Below are 15,578 nucleotides of genomic sequence, written 5' to 3'. Positions count from 1 at the left end.
AGCACGAGATGAGCGGCGAGATCGCCAAGGCGCTTGGCATGCAACCTTCGGCAGCGGAAAGCGAACGCATGGCGCGGCCGCCGACGAGCAATCTCGAGGCCTATGATTACTATCTACAAGCCGAGACGGCGTCACGCAGCGTCCTGCAGGCCGGGCTGCGGGAGGCGCTTGCGCTCTACGACAAGGCGGAGGAGCTTGACCCCGCCTTTGCCGAAGCCTTCGCGGCCGACGCGCGCACCACAGTCTATATCTGGCGGGAGGCCTTCAACGACGTCATCCAGAGCGCGCCAGCACGAAAGAGAGCCTATGAGAAGGCGAGCCGAGCTTTGGAACTCGACCCTGACCTTTCGTCGCCCTATGCTATTCTTGGGATCATGCAGGTCGTGAATCGCCGCTACGAAGATGCGATTGCCTCTGCCAAGAAGGCTGTTTCAATCGGTCCGGGCGATGCAGAGGCGCAAGCAGCCCTTGGATATGTTCAGTTATACGCCGGCAATCATGCCGAGGCAGCCACTGCGGTCGAGACGGCGCTCAGGCTCGACCCCGACCTCTCAGCGATCAACCGGGAAACTGCTGGGCTGGTTTTTCTGCTCCAGGGCAATGTCGAGAAAGCGATCGAGACTCTCGAGCACACACGCGACGATGCGTCCACGGTTGGCAACTTTCGGTTTACGCTCGCTGCGGCGTATGTCCGCGGCGGCCGCCTACCGGATGCGAAAGCCGCAATCGCCGAGGGGCTCCGCCTCGTAGCAGGGTCCAGCTACGTGGACTCTTTGGCTGGGTGGGAGATGACTCATGCACATTTTCGGAATCCGCAGGATCTGGCGATACTCGTCGCCGCACTGCGCCAGGCGGGCCTACCCCAATGGCGCTTCGGCTTTACCCCGGCCGAACAGGACCAGTTAAAGGGTGCCGAGATCGCGTCCCTCGTCATTGGCCATACACTGCAAGGCCAGATCGAACCCGGTCTCCAACCAGCCTTCCTTCAGATCGGAAGCGACGGCAAGGCGGCCTTCCGCTCTACGACGCGGCTAGTCACCGAGACCGTCTACGTCGATGGCGATCTGTTGTGCGAGCAGAGCGAGAACCTGTTCGGTCGCCGCGACTGTGGTCCCGTCTACAGACGCAACGACGCAGCCGGCAAAAGCTACTCCTATGCCAATACAAGCAAGGTGTTTCACTTCACCGTGGTTCGGTAGACGCACACGCGCGTCTCAATGATAGTGATCGAGTTCCAAATTGGCCGCGACCTTCGGCCAGTTGGCATCGGCTTTCGGTATATTTTCAGCTGCATGCGCGGCGAAATCATCCGCATTGTCGACGTCGTAGATCAGGTAGAGCTTGCCGTCGATAATCTTGAATGCCTCAGGATCGACATTGACCGTGACCCCCCCGCCCACGACTTCGCCGGCGCAGTACCCGCCATATTGAGGAGCGTACTTGACCGGTTCGCTCATGAACATTTCCTGGTGTTTCTTGCTGGCGAAATGCCAAGGTGTCCCCAGCCATTCATAAGTGAACTCTTCGGAGCCCTTCACGGCCTTGCCGTCAGTGAAGTAAGCGACCGTGTCGTAGCCCATGATCGCCACACCACCAAAATAGCCGGTGTTTACCGAATCGTCGGCACATGCAGATCCCGCGCCGGCGACCACAGCTACCGCGACCAGGGCAGCCGTCCCCAAACTCCGAACCAGTCGTGGCTTGATCATCGTGCTCATCTGTATCCTCCGTTAATCGTGGATCTCGGCGCACTTCGCCGCATTCGCCTCGCCAAGAATTTTGGCTTGGCAGGTAGCACCATGGCGTTTGAAAAGTCGTATGATATCCGTGTTGCCCTTCCAGAATGCGCGCGTTATCGGCATGTAGCCATGCCCCTCGGCATGGTTCACATTGGCACCTTTCGCAATGAGGAACTCGGCCAGTTCAATGTGGTTTTCCTCGCCGGCCACCAGCAACGGCGTAGCACCCGCCTTGTTGGCGGCATCGTCGAGCACCGCGCCTTTTTCCAGCAGCAGCTTGGCGATCGGCAGGCTGCCCGAGAAGGCCGCCGCATGAAGCGGGGTAAAGCCGCCCGAGTTACGCGCCATGATGTCGGCACCCTTGGCCAGCAAGAAGTCGGCGATTTCCGGCTGGTTATCGAGCGCTGCAGCAATGAGCAGCGTTGCCTGGTCGCGCGCCCGGCTGTCGACGTCGGCACCGCCTGCCAGGGCTTGCTCCACGGCACCCTTGTCGCCGGCGGCGATGGAGTCGAACAACTGCTCACCTGCGGCTGCTGTCGTAGCCGCCAAAACCAGCATTCCAAGTGCCAGCAATCCGCGCATTGTGCAAGGTAGCATATTAGCTTGTGGTCATACAAGCTGTCCTGGGCACATCAGGTGGATCCAAGGCGGACGGCGCGGCCAGACATAGCGAACGCGGCCCAGGGCGGGAAGGCGTTAGTGCTACTGGCTTCGTCAGTAGGGGCACCGGTCCAGTCTGAATTTTGAAGAGCGTCGATTACCGAGGCGCCGAGCGGCGTCGAGCGTAACCGCCTGTTGCTCCGTTGGGATAGCCGGTAAGCGCAAAGGTGGCCGGTGGCGGAAGTGTCCGCTTTCGGATGCAACTATGGCTTGCTCAATGACCGACATTGGGCGCATCGCTGCCTTTCGTCGAACGTGCCCGCACTGGTCCACCAACGCGAAAGTTGCATGTGACAGGAGCGCTCAACTCTCGGCAATAAGAAGGCCGGCCGCTCTCCACCCAGACGCGGCGGGCTTTTGCTTTGCAGATGCCAGGACCCGGTCGAGGGCTGGCGCAATCCATTGATCAGAAGGCTACAGCAGGATGTGCGCCTTGTGCGCGATCAGACCAGCCAAGATGATTATCACCGCCAAGATCACTGCCCATGAAGAGGTTGCGGGCGACAAGCGCCTTTCTTCCCGCGTACCGCTTCATCTCGCCAGCGCTTAGCCTGGTCAGCCCCTATGTTCATCTTGACCATCGGTTCGGTTGCCTTATCGACCACAACAGGGAAGCGCCGCGACATTGCGCCAGCGCAGGGTAAGGGTTTGCCTGCCCGTTCTGGCTGAGTCGGCGCACTGTCTTAAGCTGAACTTCGGAAAAATTTCGTCACAGCGACAGTTGACGATAAGCTGATCTGGCCCTGTCTCGTTCTCGTGGCCTCGCGCTTGTCGCCAATTAGATCTACACAAGAATATCCGGTCCCTAATGCGGCATCGGCTTTCATCTCGCCGCACACAAGAGGGCGCGACACAGTCGTAGGTGAAATTCAATCTAGGGAACTGGCTGGCTTTGCGCCCTACTCCGCCGGGGTCTTCTCCAGCGCCGGCGCGCCGCTCTTTCGGCCAAAGCGCTGGACGACGAAGCGGCCCGCCTGCTGGAACAGGCCGAGGCCGCAGGTATCCCGTTGGTCTCCTGGCATGCCGGACCGGTGATCGGGCCCGACGAGAAAAGCGGCGTGTTCGCAAACGTGTCGACCGACGCCATGCAAGTCTCCACGGCGGCGGCCGACTGGGCCTATGCCGATGCCAAGGGCAAGCCCGGCGTGGTTATCTTCACCGATTCGACCTACGCCATCGCCATCGCCAAAGCCGACAAGATGAAGGCGGAGATCGAGCGGTTGGGCGGCAAGGTGCTCGAATATGTCGACACGCCGATCGCCGAGACCTCTCAGCGCATGCCGCAGCTGACCACTTCGCTGCTGCAGAAGTACGGCGACGCCTGGACGCATTCACTGGCGATCAACGATCTTTATTTCGACTTCATGGGACCCTCGCTAGCCGCCGCCGGCAAAGCCGGGACCGACGCGCCGATCAATGTCGCTGCCGGCGATGGTTCGGAATCGGCCTATCAGCGCATTCGCGCCAGCCAGTTCCAGAAGGTGACGGTCGCCGAACCGCTCAACTTGCAGGGCTGGCAGTTGGTCGACGAGCTGAACCGCGCCATCGCCGGTGAAAAATGGTCGGGCTATCTGTCGCCGCTGCATGTCGTGACCGCAGACAATGTCGAGTTCGACGGCGGCCCGACAAATGCGTTCGACCCCGGCAATGGCTACCGCGACGCATACAAGAAGATCTGGGGTAAATAGGAGCCAGGCGATGCGGGCGTAACACGCGATGCGCCCGCATCGCATTCGTACCCCAAATCCACGAATTGCACCGCGCCTGCCCTTGCCGGCCGGCGGCCATCCCAGGCGCAGAAAATCAGGAAAGACTCGCCATGATCATTCGGTACGCCCTGTTCGAAGGCGAAATCCAACCCGGACGCGAGAGCGAATTCCGGCGCTTCGTCAGGGAAAGGCTAGTGCCGCTGTGGCACAATTTCCTGGGGCGGAAGAGGTGCGCGTTCTGGATGGCACCGAGCGGGATGACGGCGCCCCCGTCTATGCCATGGTGCTTGCCATTCGCTATCCCGACATGGACACCTGCAGCCGGGCGCTTCAATCCGATGTCAGATTTCAAAGCCGCGAGTTGACCGGAGAGCTGCTCGAGATGTTCACCGGCCGCGTTCATCACCATGTTTTCGAGGCTAACGAGTATCCAACCGCTCGATAGGATGATCCAAAAGGCTTCACACGACAAGCGCCGCCGCACGTCCGAAACTAGACACCAACGGCATCTCAGACGGTTCACCCGTCGGTGTTCGTTTTGCAACAGCTCGATCGTGCCAAGGTCCGCCACGCCAGCACCTGCTCCTCGCGCATCCATGCTAGCGAGCGATGCTAGACTTTCCAGACGCTTGGCGACCGAGATGAACCCGAGTATCGGTTTTGGTTTGACCTGTTTGTAAAGCTCGTAAAGTCGGATCACGTGTTTTCGGCGTAGAGCTCGGTTACAGCTCTCGCGTAACGGTGGTGGACAGGACGTTCGCGCAGATCACGGCCGTTAAGGTGAAGCAGATCAAAGGCAACAAAATACAAGTCGTGCTGCCGGCGGGTGATGGCTCTGCGCAGCGCTGTGAAGTCCGAAAGGCCCTTGTCGTTCAGAACGACGATCTCGCCGTCGACGATGGCGCTTTCGGCACCAAGGCGCTTGGCCTCTCTCACCAGGTCGCCATATTTCGCCGTCCAGTCGTGGCCGTTGCGCGTATAAATGCGTGTGCCGTCTTCATCGATGGCCATCTGCGATCGGTAGCCGTCGAACTTGACCTCGTGGGTCCAGCCTTCACCCTCGGGAGGCTTCTCCACAAGGGTCGGCATCAACGGCTCGATGAACTTCAAACGCATGCACTGACCCACCCTCCGGCGATTCAATAAGATTAAGCAAAAATAGTTCCGAAACCGGAAATCAGCCTTTTGGTGCAACAAACACGTCAACTCGGCATTGCGGGATGAGCGAAGGAGGAATCGATATGGCCGACGACAAGAGCAAGCGGGATTTTCGCGATCGGGACCGTGTCTCAGCCGACGAGGATTATGAAGTTGAATATTTCGCAACAAAGACCGGCATCACACCCCAGCAGGTCAAAGAGCTGATTGCGAAGCACGGCAACCAACGCGAGACGCTGGAGCGGGAAGCCAAGGCGCTGCGGAAACAATGACCAGGCTATCGGATCTCGGCAGACCACTGGTCGGGCACCGACATGAAGGCCCGCCCGCGAGCGAACTCGCGCATTTCATCCCTTGCCCTGTTTGCGGCCAGCAGATCGACATGCGCGATTTTCGCCAGGTCGCTTATCGTGCTGATCCGGAGCACGAGCCCCTCGAACGGGACGCGTAGGACCTTCGTGGGGGTAGCCCGCGCCTGCTCCCTCATCCCTTGTTGCACAGATCTGGGACACAGTCTTGCCGAGGGTTTGACCGCGTCAGCAACTCGCTGATAGCCTTACCTGTCAGTATTGGTGGAGGGAGGCATGAAACGCTGCATTCTCCTGTTTGCGGCCGTGACGCAGTCGCTTTTTGCAAGTGCCGCGCTGGCCGACAAGCATCCCGCCGGCTTCAAGAACCATAGGCTGAATGGCCCGTCGAAACCGGTGACGAAGGACGGCGTCACCACCTTCCAGATATTCGACCGGAAATGCAGCAGCGTGGATTACGGTGACGGTCGAGGTGAAAACGACTGCCACAACGGCAACATACGCGCCACGCTGATAGGTCCCGAGAGCAAAACGGGCGAGAGCGTCGAGTATCGCTTCGGCCTGTGGGTCGATCCAGCGTTCAACTACCCCGGCTTTTACAATGACCATGCGATCGGCTTCCTGCCGGGCGCCTTGGACAGCCGCCTGCGTATTGCCAGTTGGGAGGGGCCGTTCATCCATAACTTTCTTTATATGCTGAAGCTCGACTCAGCCAAGGGTGTGACCTTCCTCGGCAACGAATGCCAGTCGCCTGGGCGTTTCGGTTCCTGGGTGGCCTTTTCCATGAAGATCCGATGGGCAGCCGACAAGAATGGCTGGATCAAGGTCGCTTGCGACGACAAGGTGATCTATTCGGCCGAGAATCTAGCCACCAACCAGGCACCGCATTGCTACATCACCAATCAGTGCGAACCCGGCGTAGCCAAGAATCCGATGCGGTTTACCTTCATCGTTGGCCCGGTGATGGCGGGCTTCGGGCCAGAGTGGAAGAAATACGGGCTCGTCTCCCAGTTCACTGCGATTCAGCCCGAGGGCATCACCGTCAAGCTGCGCAACCTTTCGGCGAGGAAAGGTGCCAAGCCGTAAACCGGTAAATTTTCGGCGACCTATCGGGCGCGAGCAGAGCGATGCGGGTGAAGCTTGGAATGGGGCGGCCACCCCTCGGGTGCAAGCTCCCGGTCTTCGCTTTCGCTCGCTTATGTCAGCTACCGTCGCAAGCGCGCCACGCTGGCCGTCGTGTTCGAGCGGGTTCAACCCGACCTCCACCGGAATTGTCGTCCCGTTCTTGCGGCAGCCTTGCAAATCGCGACCCGCGCCCATCGGCCGGCTCTCCGGTCGACGCAGGAAGGCCATATGGAGTCCCGCGTGGCCGCGCCGCATCTCCTCGGGCAACAGGACTTCAATCGGCCACAGTTTGGCATTCGTGGCGTTGGCTCCTGGCTAATAACCTATTTTTTTGTCACAAGCTGACGCACCAAGGCCAACGCTTGACGTTTACAACCGCTGCTCACCATCCATCCAAGAACTTCCAGCGAATTTTCAAGAACGGCGTTCTTTGGAAACCTTTTGACTTCGATCGACGCCGATGTCTTGCTGGTCTCGACGACAACAGATCTGACCTCGGGAGGAATAGGGTCTGGAAGAGAGTACGTCGGTTTGCCGGCGCTCCAGACTATGCCGTCGAGCGGCTCACTGCTGCCGATGCGAATCGAGAAAACCGCGCTCTGCCCTATGCCCGCGCGCGCCAGAACCATTTCACCATCGCGGATGCAGCCAGGAGCGGATTCTTCGATGGACACTGCCCAAGGGTCGTCGAGGCCGCTCGGCGTGGAATGGTCGGTAGTGGTGCGCGAACCGCCGATGGACTCTGTTCTCTTGCGCTCATTTGCCAAGAGGACGGCTATCAGGTCAAGTTTTGAAGGCCCTTCGTTCGCGTTGGGAGTCCCCTGTAAACTGCCGTACGCCAATGCATCCTCCGTAACCACGAAGGAACTTGGACCCGAAAGCGCGTTCACGCTGCCGTCTTCGCCGAGCAGAGTGACGACCGTACCGGCTGGAACGTTGATGACGTCGCTTGGCATAAAGAGCTTGCCTGGCGGCAGTTCATCCACCACCGGCTGAGTCGACAGGACCACGTACTGGCCGCCGGCTGCCGCAGGTTGCGCCGTCACAAGGACGGTCGTGCCGACGATCAGGGAGGCGATCTGCAAAGTCGAACGCCGGAGGCTCATGTCGCGATGACCTTATTTCCCGACGAGATGAATGTCTGCTCCGAACTCTCCGCTTGCAAGACGGTTATGGTGAAAAGCGATCAGGCCGTCTTGCGGGTAGTTTTTGACCAACAACTTAAATGCCGCTATCGCACGCGTGTCCCCTGCGGCAAGTAGGGCATACGCGTTCAAATACTCCTCGTAGAGTATCGTATTTTCTGGATGACGTGTCATTGCCTCGAAAGTTTCGATGCCTTGGTTCTTGCCCTTAAGGTGTAGAACTCCAGCAGGGCGCAACAGGAAGTGCGTCGTCTGCCTCGCCACTTCGGAGCTGATGCAGTTTTTGGTGCCGATGTACTTGTTCGCTCCCTCAAGCCGGGCTGCGGCATTTACAGTATCTCCAATAGCTGTGTAATTGAAGAACCGATTTCCCCCGAAGTTGCCGACGATTGCCGGCCCGCAATGAATACCTATGCGGGTGGATCCGAGTGAATGGCCCCGTCGTGCCGATTTCTCGCGCAGCCGCTGCGCGTGGTCCTGCACAGCAAGTGCCAGAGACACCGCCCGCTCCGCTTGGTCATTTTGTGCTGCCGGAGCCCCGAAGAAGCCGACCACCGCATCGCCGATGACCTTGTCGATGGTTGCACCATGCTCGATAAATAACTCGCAGAGCCCGTTCAGATATTCGTTCAATACATCTGCGAGCACCTCTGGCGCGAGTTGCTCGCTGAATGACGTAAATCCCTCGACATCCGTGAATACACAGGTGAGCTCACGCTTCTCGCCACCGAGATGGAGAGCGTTTGGTTCCTTGACAATCGCTGCAACAACGGCCGGACTGACATATTTCGAGAACGCGTTCTGAATGAACTGGCGAGCCCTGGCGTCCCGTCTCCAAGCCAGGAAGCCAACGAACGCCGACAGGCCTACCACAAGCAATGCAGGGGCGACCATCGGAACGAGGATTGCGAACCGCGCGAACGCCCACGCCTCACTGATCCATACCAGCAGCACCGTACAAGCGACCGCGACAGGTTTGAAGACCACCGGGATCGGCCGCGAAACGATCCATAAGCAAAACAGCCCGACAAGAAGCATTGGCGCATAGCCCACTGCAGGGCAAGGGGTCGTTATCCGATTCCCGGACACGAGCCTGGCTAACGAATGGGCGTGGATCGCGACGCCAGGGAGGACACCGATTTTCGCCCCGCTCAACAACGCGAACGGTGTCGGATGTCGGTCTATTTGCTGTAGGTCTACACCGATAAGAACATATTTCCCCTCGAACCAGCTGAGCGGTGCCAGCGGAACGGCCTGTGCCGGATAGGTTGGAAAGCTGAAGGGCAGGCTGTTCCCCGTGCGGTAGTAGACCATCTCCTCCGGCGAGTGGCCGCCACCAACTCCGGTTGATGCTGCGATCACTGCAACAAAACTTGGCATCCAAGCGCCGCCGCCTTCTCGACCGGGAAAGGCCCCACGGACCACGCCGTCGAGATTGTCATGCAGCAATGCTGCAAGGCCCCGCTTTGCCGACGGAGCGAACGCGTTTAGATAGTCGGATTGTCTTTCGGTAAGGCCGTCAGTCCGCGAAGCCGAGGCGATCACCACAGGCACACGGGCGGTTTCAATGGCAGTTTCGAGGCGGGCATCCTTTTCCGGCTCTGTTGCCTGGTCGAACAGTAGGTCGATGCCGATGGCAAGAGGGCGGGCGGACTCGATCCGGGCCACCATGTCGGCCAAGAAGCCACGGTCCAGTGGCGAGCGGTATGGAAAATTCGCCAGGGTCTGTTCTGTAATTGAGACCACAACGATGTTGGTTGGAGCATGGGTGAAGGGCGAGATGGAGACCATCATCACGTCGTGAACGATATTTTCCAACGGCGGTGAAACGAGAGCAATCGAGAGACCCAGCAGAACCAGATAGGCGAGCGATGCGGCAATCCCACCTCGCTGCAGGCTGACGATCCGGCCAAGTGTCCGCACGCCGAAAATAGACCCCCAAACCAGTGGAAGCGCCGCTCCCTACCAGCATACCCGTTCACGCGCCTCAAGCAAACCATCGCCCGTTTACATGGGAATGCGACTCCAGCACCGAACCGGTGTCCACCAACAACCATCTCGCGGAGCAGAAGGTCACTCGTCCCCAGCCGGGAGCATCAGCTCTTTTCGATCACATTAGCCTCTGCTACAGTTCCGTTGGGGAGGCGGTTCTGCCATGCGCAGCGCTTTCATTCTCTTGGTTTTATTGTTTGCCGCTTTTTCGGGACGGGCAGTCGCCGACAAACGCGTAGCTTTGGTGATTGGCAATTCGGCCTACCAGCATGCGGTGCAACTCGCCAATCCGAAGAACGATTCGTCCGACATGCATGCCAAGCTTGAAAGCCTTGGCTTCGAGGTCGTCAGCGGCCAGGAACTCGACCTCGCTGGAATGCGTCGCACGGTGCGCCAGTTCCTGGAAAAGCTCGACGGTGCCGATATGGCGCTGTTCTTCTATGCCGGGCACGGCCTGCAGGTGAATGGCATCAACTATATGGTGCCGGTGGACGCACAATTGTCCAGCTATAACGACCTCGACTTTGAGGCCCTTCCGATGGACCTCGTCCTTTCGGCGATGGACCGCAGCACGAACATTAACCTCGTCTTCCTCGATGCCTGTCGGGATAATCCGTTTGCGGAGAAGCTTTCCCGCTCGATGGGTACGCGCTCTGGTTCCTTAGGGCGTGGTCTTGCCCGACTTGGCAGCGGAGTCGATTCGCTGATCGCGTTTGCAACGCAACCAGGTAACGTCGCGTTGGACGGAGCGGGCCGAAACTCTCCTTTCACGACTGCGCTGCTCGCGCACCTCGGCACACCTGGGCAGGATATCACGCGCGACCTCATCGATGTACGCCGCGACGTGCTGGCCGCCACGGATGGGAAGCAAGTGCCGTGGGAAAACTCCTCGCTCACGGGCGAAGTCGTTTTGAAGCCTCTCGCGACAACGGCCGAGCCGAAACAGGCGTCTGGTCCGCTTCCACAGTCTGCGCCGCCGGACAACGCGGTCGAGTTAGCGTATTGGGCAACCATCAAGGACTCAACCGACAAGAGCTTTTTCGAGGCGTATCTACAGCAGTTTCCGACGGGCGTCTTTGCGGCCATTGCCAAGCTAAAGATCGATGGTATCGACAAGCGTGTTGAGGCGGAACGGCAGGCTTCTACCAAACAGGTGGCGGAACAGCCGACTGCGGAGCGCACCGCTAAGGCAACGGACGATACCAAGGCGACGGAAATCACCAGCCTTGAACAACCCAATCCGCTGGCGCAGTCACCGGCAGGCTATATAAACTCTGGCGAACTTACGCTGGCCACTCAAGCGGAACTGGTTCGCCTGGGGTGCCTGGCCGGCGATGCGGATGGCAAATGGGGCTTAGGCAGCCGCAAAGCACTTGAAGAATATGCCGACCGGCAAGGTATCAAGCTTGCATCGTTGGAACCGACGGCGGGACTTCTGAAAAGCCTAAGGGCGATCGGAGCTCGTATCTGCCCGCTTGCTTGTGAAGATGGAATGGTTGTCCAGAGGGATCATTGTGTGCCCCAGACGAGCGGGCTAAGCGCCTTTAATGGCACATGGAAATTGGTCAGACGCGCCACAACGGACTGTGGCGATTGGCGAGAACTCTCAACATCCGTTTTCATAAGTGACGGCAGAATATCATCTGGCTCCGGGTTTACAGGAAGCGTCACGAGCAGTGGTTCCGTCAATATAAAACACACATTTGTATATAAAGGAAGAACAGGCGGGAACACGCTGACTGGCGTCATAAAGGGTGACAACGGGACCGGTAAATTTAAAGGTACCGGAGTTGGCAGCGGGTGTTCAGGAAAAATCATAATGGAGAGAATGTAGAAACGGAGCAGTCCATCGTCCGCATTCATGTTGGTGCTGATCGTGATTGGCATTTATATGTTCTAAATTTAGCTTAAATGACTGAGATAAGGCATAGCAGCCTGGCGGCGCTCGGGCCGGAACCCGTCGGTCCGCTATCGGGGCGAGCTCGGCGGATAGCCGCCATTCGGCAGACGACCTCTGAGCGGACGTTGAGGCGGGTTGCATGCATACGGATGACCCGGGGCTGCAGGGCAGAGATGCCCTGCACGAAGTCCTTGTCGAACCGTGGCAGTGCAGGTCCGCGATCTCGAGCATCCGCTAGGCCAGATGCTGCTCCAGTGCCCCATGCGGGTAAGCTCTGCCTCGCTATCACCCCTTCACTGAGCCCCAGAGTGACGGCCGGATTCGCGCGCGCAATGGACGCGTGCGAGACGCTGTTCGATGCTGGCTCTTATGGCGCTGAGGAGGCTGCAACGTGGCGAGCGGATGCTTGCCACTTATTGCGATGCGCTCCGGCAGGCACATGATGCCATCATCGGCACCTCTGCATGCGCCAGAGCCTGATTCAACTGCTGTCGGACCTCGATGATTTCTACCGCGTCACCACGTCGGCTAAGGCATTCAAGCAGGCCGTGTAGGCTCCAGACGTTGCGTGGGTGTTGGCAAGGACGCGGCAACGTCGCATCAAGCCCAAGGTCGGCGCGATAGACAGCCTCAGCTTCGCCTTATAGTCCGGCATCCATCAGCAATGCGCCAAGCGCGTGTCTCGTCGGCTGCATCCAACCCCATGGCTCATCATAGAGCAAATTGTCGTCGAGATCGACCGCACGCCGCAGGAACTCCAGGCCTTCATGGACGCGACCGGACTTGTAGTGCAACTCCCCCAGCATCATCGCTTCGGCAACCTCGAGGATATCGGCGCATGGGTTGTTGAACAGCATGCGCTCGGGTTGCACTGCATCGCGCGCGGCCGCGAAAAGGCTAGCGCTTTCCTCTGCCTGGGGGATTTTACCGAGATTGGCCAGAGCTACGGTGCGGGCATAATGCAACAGGACGGTGCTGAACGAGTAGAGCTCAGCATCGTCAGGGAAGGCCTCTTCCAGGATGCAGGACCAGCGGCCAAAGCGGATAAGTACGTGCAACTTCATCGGCGCGAAGGCTTCAAACATCTCTGGCATGTAACGCACCACCGGCTCCGGCAGGTTTTCCGCCAGTGCCCTCGCGGCCTCGAAGGCATCCGAAGGGCGACCAAGAAACATGGCCCCGTACATTTGAAAGTGAAGGTTGTGGATGCGGTAGACAGTGTAAAAGTTCTCACCGCCTGCATGAGCGAAATATGAACGATCCACCTGAGCCGCCTGCCGATTGCGCACCACTACTTTGTGGTAGTCGCTGCAAAGCACGTCAATATGCGTCGCCATATGCACAAGATGCCCAGAGTCTGGCACTAGGCGCACCAGCCGATCTGCATGCGGCAAGGCTTTTTCTGGCGTCGACGACATCTCCATCAGATGAATATAGAAATGCAACAACCCCGGATGTCCCCAGGCTGCTGGCTGGGTCGTGAAGGCGCGGTCCAAAGCCGCGCGCGCTTCCACCGTCGAGGTGCCAGCCGAAGGCTGCCCGGTCCGAGTATCCCACAGCGCCCAAGGCGTGCGGTTGATCAGTGCCTCGACGAAGATGGCGGTCACATCCAGATCGTCAGGGAACCTCTCGTACACTGTGCGCATCGCATCAGCGAAATCGTCATTCCAAGGGCCATAATCCGCAATCTCTGGATCAGTAGGGAAGCGCGATGTCAGCGCATCAAGCAAGGCGCGCTCGACTTCGATTGCAGACAGATCGCACGCTTCCGCCAGCAATACATGCGCCCGCGTCAAAGCGACAATACGCTCTTCAGGCCCGAAGGAGGTCCATAGCTTGTTGTAGTTTGGACCCAGACAGTGGGCAATTCCCCACCGCGCCATGACGTTCGAAGGCGCCACCTCGAGCGCGCGCTCGTAACAGGCAATGGCCTCTTCGTGGTTAAATCCGTATTGCCAGATCAGTCCCCGGTCGAACCACATCTGCGCCTCGGAAAGCGTGTTGTCCAGCCGGCGGGAGAAGGTGCCTAGATCGAAGTACGTCATCGTATCCAACTCCATGGCTGTCGGCGACTAGCCGCCCAAACTACATCAAACCCCCGAAGGAAGGGAGTTCGACTTCAGGATGCCGCCCGATGTCACCGTGCGATCTTCATCAAGAGCCGCGATATCGTGCGCCTATCCCAGCCCCGACGCCGTTTTCGGACCGGACCGACAACGATTTCCCCTTAACGAGGAGCGATGTGGATGGACATCTCTGTTTTGGCTTTGGGCGATAAGGCGGACTGAGACAGTTTACCCGATCAGCCTCAAGGGCTGACGCTTATCAATATGCGATGTGAAACACGGATCGTAGTCTGAACTGGGGCCGGTAGCTGACCGGCAGCTTCGGTCTGCGAATCTTCAAGGCCGGACATTCGGGGTTGGCGTGGGCGCGTCGTGACTTGACCTGAAGGGGAAGCTTAGCGCACCCGACGAAGGGTTCCAGCTTTCAAGTGGTCGGCCTAGTCAGGATCCGATCATCGCCAGAATGGCTTTGCAAGTTCAGACTCCACTTCGTCCTTCGTCAATCCAATGTCGTCGATCATGTGCGGCGCTACCCCCGATAGTCGCGCTAGGTCACGGCGGTAGAAATGCCGTTGCCGCCATCTTGAGACATAGCCAGCTATTCTGATTGCTCGAACCTGCTGGAACAAGTCCTGAAACGTCGATGCAAGAAGATTGTTGCTCACCGTCAGGCCTCCGTGCCAACCTCGCGCTTGCAGATGACAGCGTAGGCAGACAGCGTACCGGCTACAAACCAGTCTTTCTCTGGGGTAGGCTCAGAATTCCTGAGGTAGTGACAGTCGATGCGTCTCCCTTCACTCAATGCGCTTCGGGCTTTTGAAGCAGCCGCGCGCCACGAAAGCTTTGCGCGCGCGGCTGAGGAGCTATGCGTGACCGAAGGAGCGATCAGCAGGCACGTCAAGCTGTTGGAAACAGCATTGCAAGTGGAATTGTTTCGACGATTGCAGCGCCGGTTGGTTTTGACCGATGCCGGGCGCAATTTTCAACCCATCCTAGCGGCCGCGTTCGAAAGCATTGCCGCGGGAGCTCAAGACCTGCAACGCCAGCCTCGGCATCTGAAGGTTATCTGCCCGCCCACCTTCTCCATTCGGTGGCTGCTCCCGCGGCTTGACCGTTTCAAGCAGCAATGGCCTGCAATCGGTATTCGGGTAACGACCGCTCCTTTTGACTGGGAAATTTTCTTCGGAGGTGAGTTCGATCTCGCCTTTGACTGCGGTTATCCAAAACGGCCGAAAGATATCGAGGCGGTGTTGGTGTTGCAATCGTTCGGCACCCCAGTTTGCTCTCCAAAGCTACTGGAGAGGGGCGTGCCAATAACGTTTCCTGCCGACCTGGTTCACCATAACCTGCTGCACGAGACGCCTGATCGGCACGATTGGAAAGTTTGGGCTGGGCGATTTGCGCCGAACCTTCTTGACGTGAACTCGGGTGAGGTTTTTCCCAGTGCCGATATGGCCTATCGTGCCGCGGCCATGGGCCAGGGCGTCGCGATCGGAGACCTCTCTGTGCTTCACGACGAGATTGCCAACGGAGAACTGGTGCTGCCGTTCAAAGATATGCAGATCTCTGACGACACGGAGGCCTATCATTTGTGTTGCAGGAAAGATTGCTGGACCGACCCTCGTATCGCCGCGTTCCATAAGTGGGTTTCGGACGAGGCCACGTGGTCCTGAAGCCCGGGACGGTCAGGCCGCTGCCCGCCTCGTTGCGGTCGTTAGCCCTTCCCTCCGGCAAGGAAAGCTCCGGTCCCAAAGCTACCGCTCGAAACAATCAAGG

12 protein-coding genes and 3 pseudogenes are annotated in these 15,578 nt (G+C 58.8%); 7 read left to right on the top strand and 8 right to left on the bottom strand.

Annotation, left to right across the window (positions count from 1 at the left end; translation table 11 throughout):
- A partial coding sequence (locus NKI35_RS28860) for a tetratricopeptide repeat protein (protein WP_352742195.1) occupies nucleotides 1-1,199 on the top strand: 1,199 nt, incomplete at its 5' end.
- 15 nt (nucleotides 1,200-1,214) lie between these two features.
- Here NKI35_RS28860 and NKI35_RS28855 read toward each other — a convergent pair.
- From NKI35_RS28855 to NKI35_RS28845, 3 genes are all read right to left on the bottom strand, one after another.
- Nucleotides 1,215-1,718, bottom strand: coding sequence for a YHS domain-containing (seleno)protein (locus NKI35_RS28855; RefSeq protein WP_023707420.1), 504 nt, complete (start codon nucleotides 1,716-1,718; stop codon nucleotides 1,215-1,217).
- A 12-nt stretch (nucleotides 1,719-1,730) separates the two neighbouring features.
- On the bottom strand, nucleotides 1,731-2,321 hold the full coding sequence (locus tag NKI35_RS28850) for an ankyrin repeat domain-containing protein (protein WP_023695862.1): 591 nt from the start codon (nucleotides 2,319-2,321) through the stop codon (nucleotides 1,731-1,733).
- Nucleotides 2,322-3,298: 977 nt separating this feature from the next.
- A complete protein-coding gene (locus NKI35_RS28845; RefSeq protein ID WP_352742193.1) occupies nucleotides 3,299-3,421 on the bottom strand; it encodes a hypothetical protein in 123 nt (40 codons plus the stop codon).
- Between NKI35_RS28845 and NKI35_RS28840 the strand changes: the two are divergent.
- A pseudogene (locus tag NKI35_RS28840) lies at nucleotides 3,377-4,087 on the top strand (substrate-binding domain-containing protein); the annotation flags it as partial. The gene NKI35_RS28845 and the pseudogene NKI35_RS28840 sit on opposite strands and share 45 nt — an antisense overlap.
- Nucleotides 4,088-4,218: 131 nt before the next feature.
- A pseudogene (locus tag NKI35_RS28835) lies at nucleotides 4,219-4,553 on the top strand (hypothetical protein).
- 251 nt (nucleotides 4,554-4,804) lie between these two features.
- Here NKI35_RS28835 and NKI35_RS28830 read toward each other — a convergent pair.
- Nucleotides 4,805-5,224: an ATP-dependent DNA ligase gene (locus NKI35_RS28830; RefSeq protein ID WP_352742191.1), complete on the bottom strand. Its 420-nt coding sequence runs from the start codon at nucleotides 5,222-5,224 to the stop codon at nucleotides 4,805-4,807.
- A 125-nt stretch (nucleotides 5,225-5,349) separates the two neighbouring features.
- Between NKI35_RS28830 and NKI35_RS28825 the strand changes: the two genes are divergently transcribed.
- Nucleotides 5,350-5,538 (top strand): DUF3606 domain-containing protein, encoded by a 189-nt coding sequence (locus tag NKI35_RS28825; protein ID WP_023823908.1) that lies wholly within the window; start codon nucleotides 5,350-5,352, stop codon nucleotides 5,536-5,538.
- A gap of 312 nt (nucleotides 5,539-5,850) precedes the next feature.
- Nucleotides 5,851-6,660: a hypothetical protein gene (locus NKI35_RS28820; RefSeq protein ID WP_352443545.1), complete on the top strand. Its 810-nt coding sequence runs from the start codon at nucleotides 5,851-5,853 to the stop codon at nucleotides 6,658-6,660.
- 108 nt (nucleotides 6,661-6,768) lie between these two features.
- Here the strand turns inward: NKI35_RS28820 and NKI35_RS28815 are convergent.
- The 3 genes and pseudogenes from NKI35_RS28815 to NKI35_RS28805 all read right to left on the bottom strand — a co-directional run.
- A pseudogene (locus NKI35_RS28815) lies at nucleotides 6,769-6,966 on the bottom strand (PAS domain S-box protein); the annotation flags it as partial.
- Between the two features lie 56 nt (nucleotides 6,967-7,022).
- Nucleotides 7,023-7,805 carry a hypothetical protein gene (locus NKI35_RS28810; protein WP_352742189.1) on the bottom strand — a complete coding sequence of 261 codons (783 nt, stop codon included), beginning with the start codon at nucleotides 7,803-7,805 and terminating at the stop codon, nucleotides 7,023-7,025.
- A gap of 12 nt (nucleotides 7,806-7,817) precedes the next feature.
- Nucleotides 7,818-9,767, bottom strand: coding sequence for a CHASE2 domain-containing protein (locus NKI35_RS28805; protein ID WP_352514367.1), 1,950 nt, complete (start codon nucleotides 9,765-9,767; stop codon nucleotides 7,818-7,820).
- Between the two features lie 232 nt (nucleotides 9,768-9,999).
- Between NKI35_RS28805 and NKI35_RS28800 the strand changes: the two genes are divergently transcribed.
- The gene (locus tag NKI35_RS28800; protein ID WP_352742186.1) at nucleotides 10,000-11,670 is read left to right on the top strand and encodes a caspase family protein; all 1,671 of its coding nucleotides are present in this window, start codon (nucleotides 10,000-10,002) and stop codon (nucleotides 11,668-11,670) included.
- 707 nt (nucleotides 11,671-12,377) lie between these two features.
- On the opposite strand, the gene NKI35_RS28795 is transcribed toward NKI35_RS28800, so the two are convergent.
- Nucleotides 12,378-13,781: a tetratricopeptide repeat protein gene (locus NKI35_RS28795; protein ID WP_352742184.1), complete on the bottom strand. Its 1,404-nt coding sequence runs from the start codon at nucleotides 13,779-13,781 to the stop codon at nucleotides 12,378-12,380.
- A gap of 803 nt (nucleotides 13,782-14,584) precedes the next feature.
- On the opposite strand from NKI35_RS28795, the gene NKI35_RS28790 reads away from it, so the two are divergent.
- The gene (locus NKI35_RS28790; RefSeq protein WP_352742182.1) at nucleotides 14,585-15,475 is read left to right on the top strand and encodes a LysR substrate-binding domain-containing protein; all 891 of its coding nucleotides are present in this window, start codon (nucleotides 14,585-14,587) and stop codon (nucleotides 15,473-15,475) included.
- Nucleotides 15,476-15,578 lie beyond the last annotated feature (103 nt).

It is taken from the genome of Mesorhizobium sp. M0676, from assembly GCF_040320535.1.
GTDB lineage: Bacteria > Pseudomonadota > Alphaproteobacteria > Rhizobiales > Rhizobiaceae > Mesorhizobium.
Note: the sequence above shows the minus strand (reverse complement) of the source record. Positions and strands in the feature narration are given on the sequence as shown.

What these genes read in the sequence shown, in the direction of transcription:
- NKI35_RS28855 (WP_023707420.1), bottom strand. Translation starts at nt 1,718, where the DNA reads ATGAGCACGATGATCAAGCCACGACTGGTTCGGAGTTTGGGGACGGCT.
- NKI35_RS28850 (WP_023695862.1), bottom strand. Translation starts at nt 2,321, where the DNA reads ATGCGCGGATTGCTGGCACTTGGAATGCTGGTTTTGGCGGCTACGACA.
- NKI35_RS28845 (WP_352742193.1), bottom strand. Translation starts at nt 3,421, where the DNA reads ATGCCAGGAGACCAACGGGATACCTGCGGCCTCGGCCTGTTCCAGCAG.
- NKI35_RS28830 (WP_352742191.1), bottom strand. Translation starts at nt 5,224, where the DNA reads ATGCGTTTGAAGTTCATCGAGCCGTTGATGCCGACCCTTGTGGAGAAG.
- NKI35_RS28825 (WP_023823908.1), top strand. Translation starts at nt 5,350, where the DNA reads ATGGCCGACGACAAGAGCAAGCGGGATTTTCGCGATCGGGACCGTGTC.
- NKI35_RS28820 (WP_352443545.1), top strand. Translation starts at nt 5,851, where the DNA reads ATGAAACGCTGCATTCTCCTGTTTGCGGCCGTGACGCAGTCGCTTTTT.
- NKI35_RS28810 (WP_352742189.1), bottom strand. Translation starts at nt 7,805, where the DNA reads ATGAGCCTCCGGCGTTCGACTTTGCAGATCGCCTCCCTGATCGTCGGC.
- NKI35_RS28800 (WP_352742186.1), top strand. Translation starts at nt 10,000, where the DNA reads ATGCGCAGCGCTTTCATTCTCTTGGTTTTATTGTTTGCCGCTTTTTCG.
- NKI35_RS28795 (WP_352742184.1), bottom strand. Translation starts at nt 13,781, where the DNA reads ATGACGTACTTCGATCTAGGCACCTTCTCCCGCCGGCTGGACAACACG.
- NKI35_RS28790 (WP_352742182.1), top strand. Translation starts at nt 14,585, where the DNA reads ATGCGTCTCCCTTCACTCAATGCGCTTCGGGCTTTTGAAGCAGCCGCG.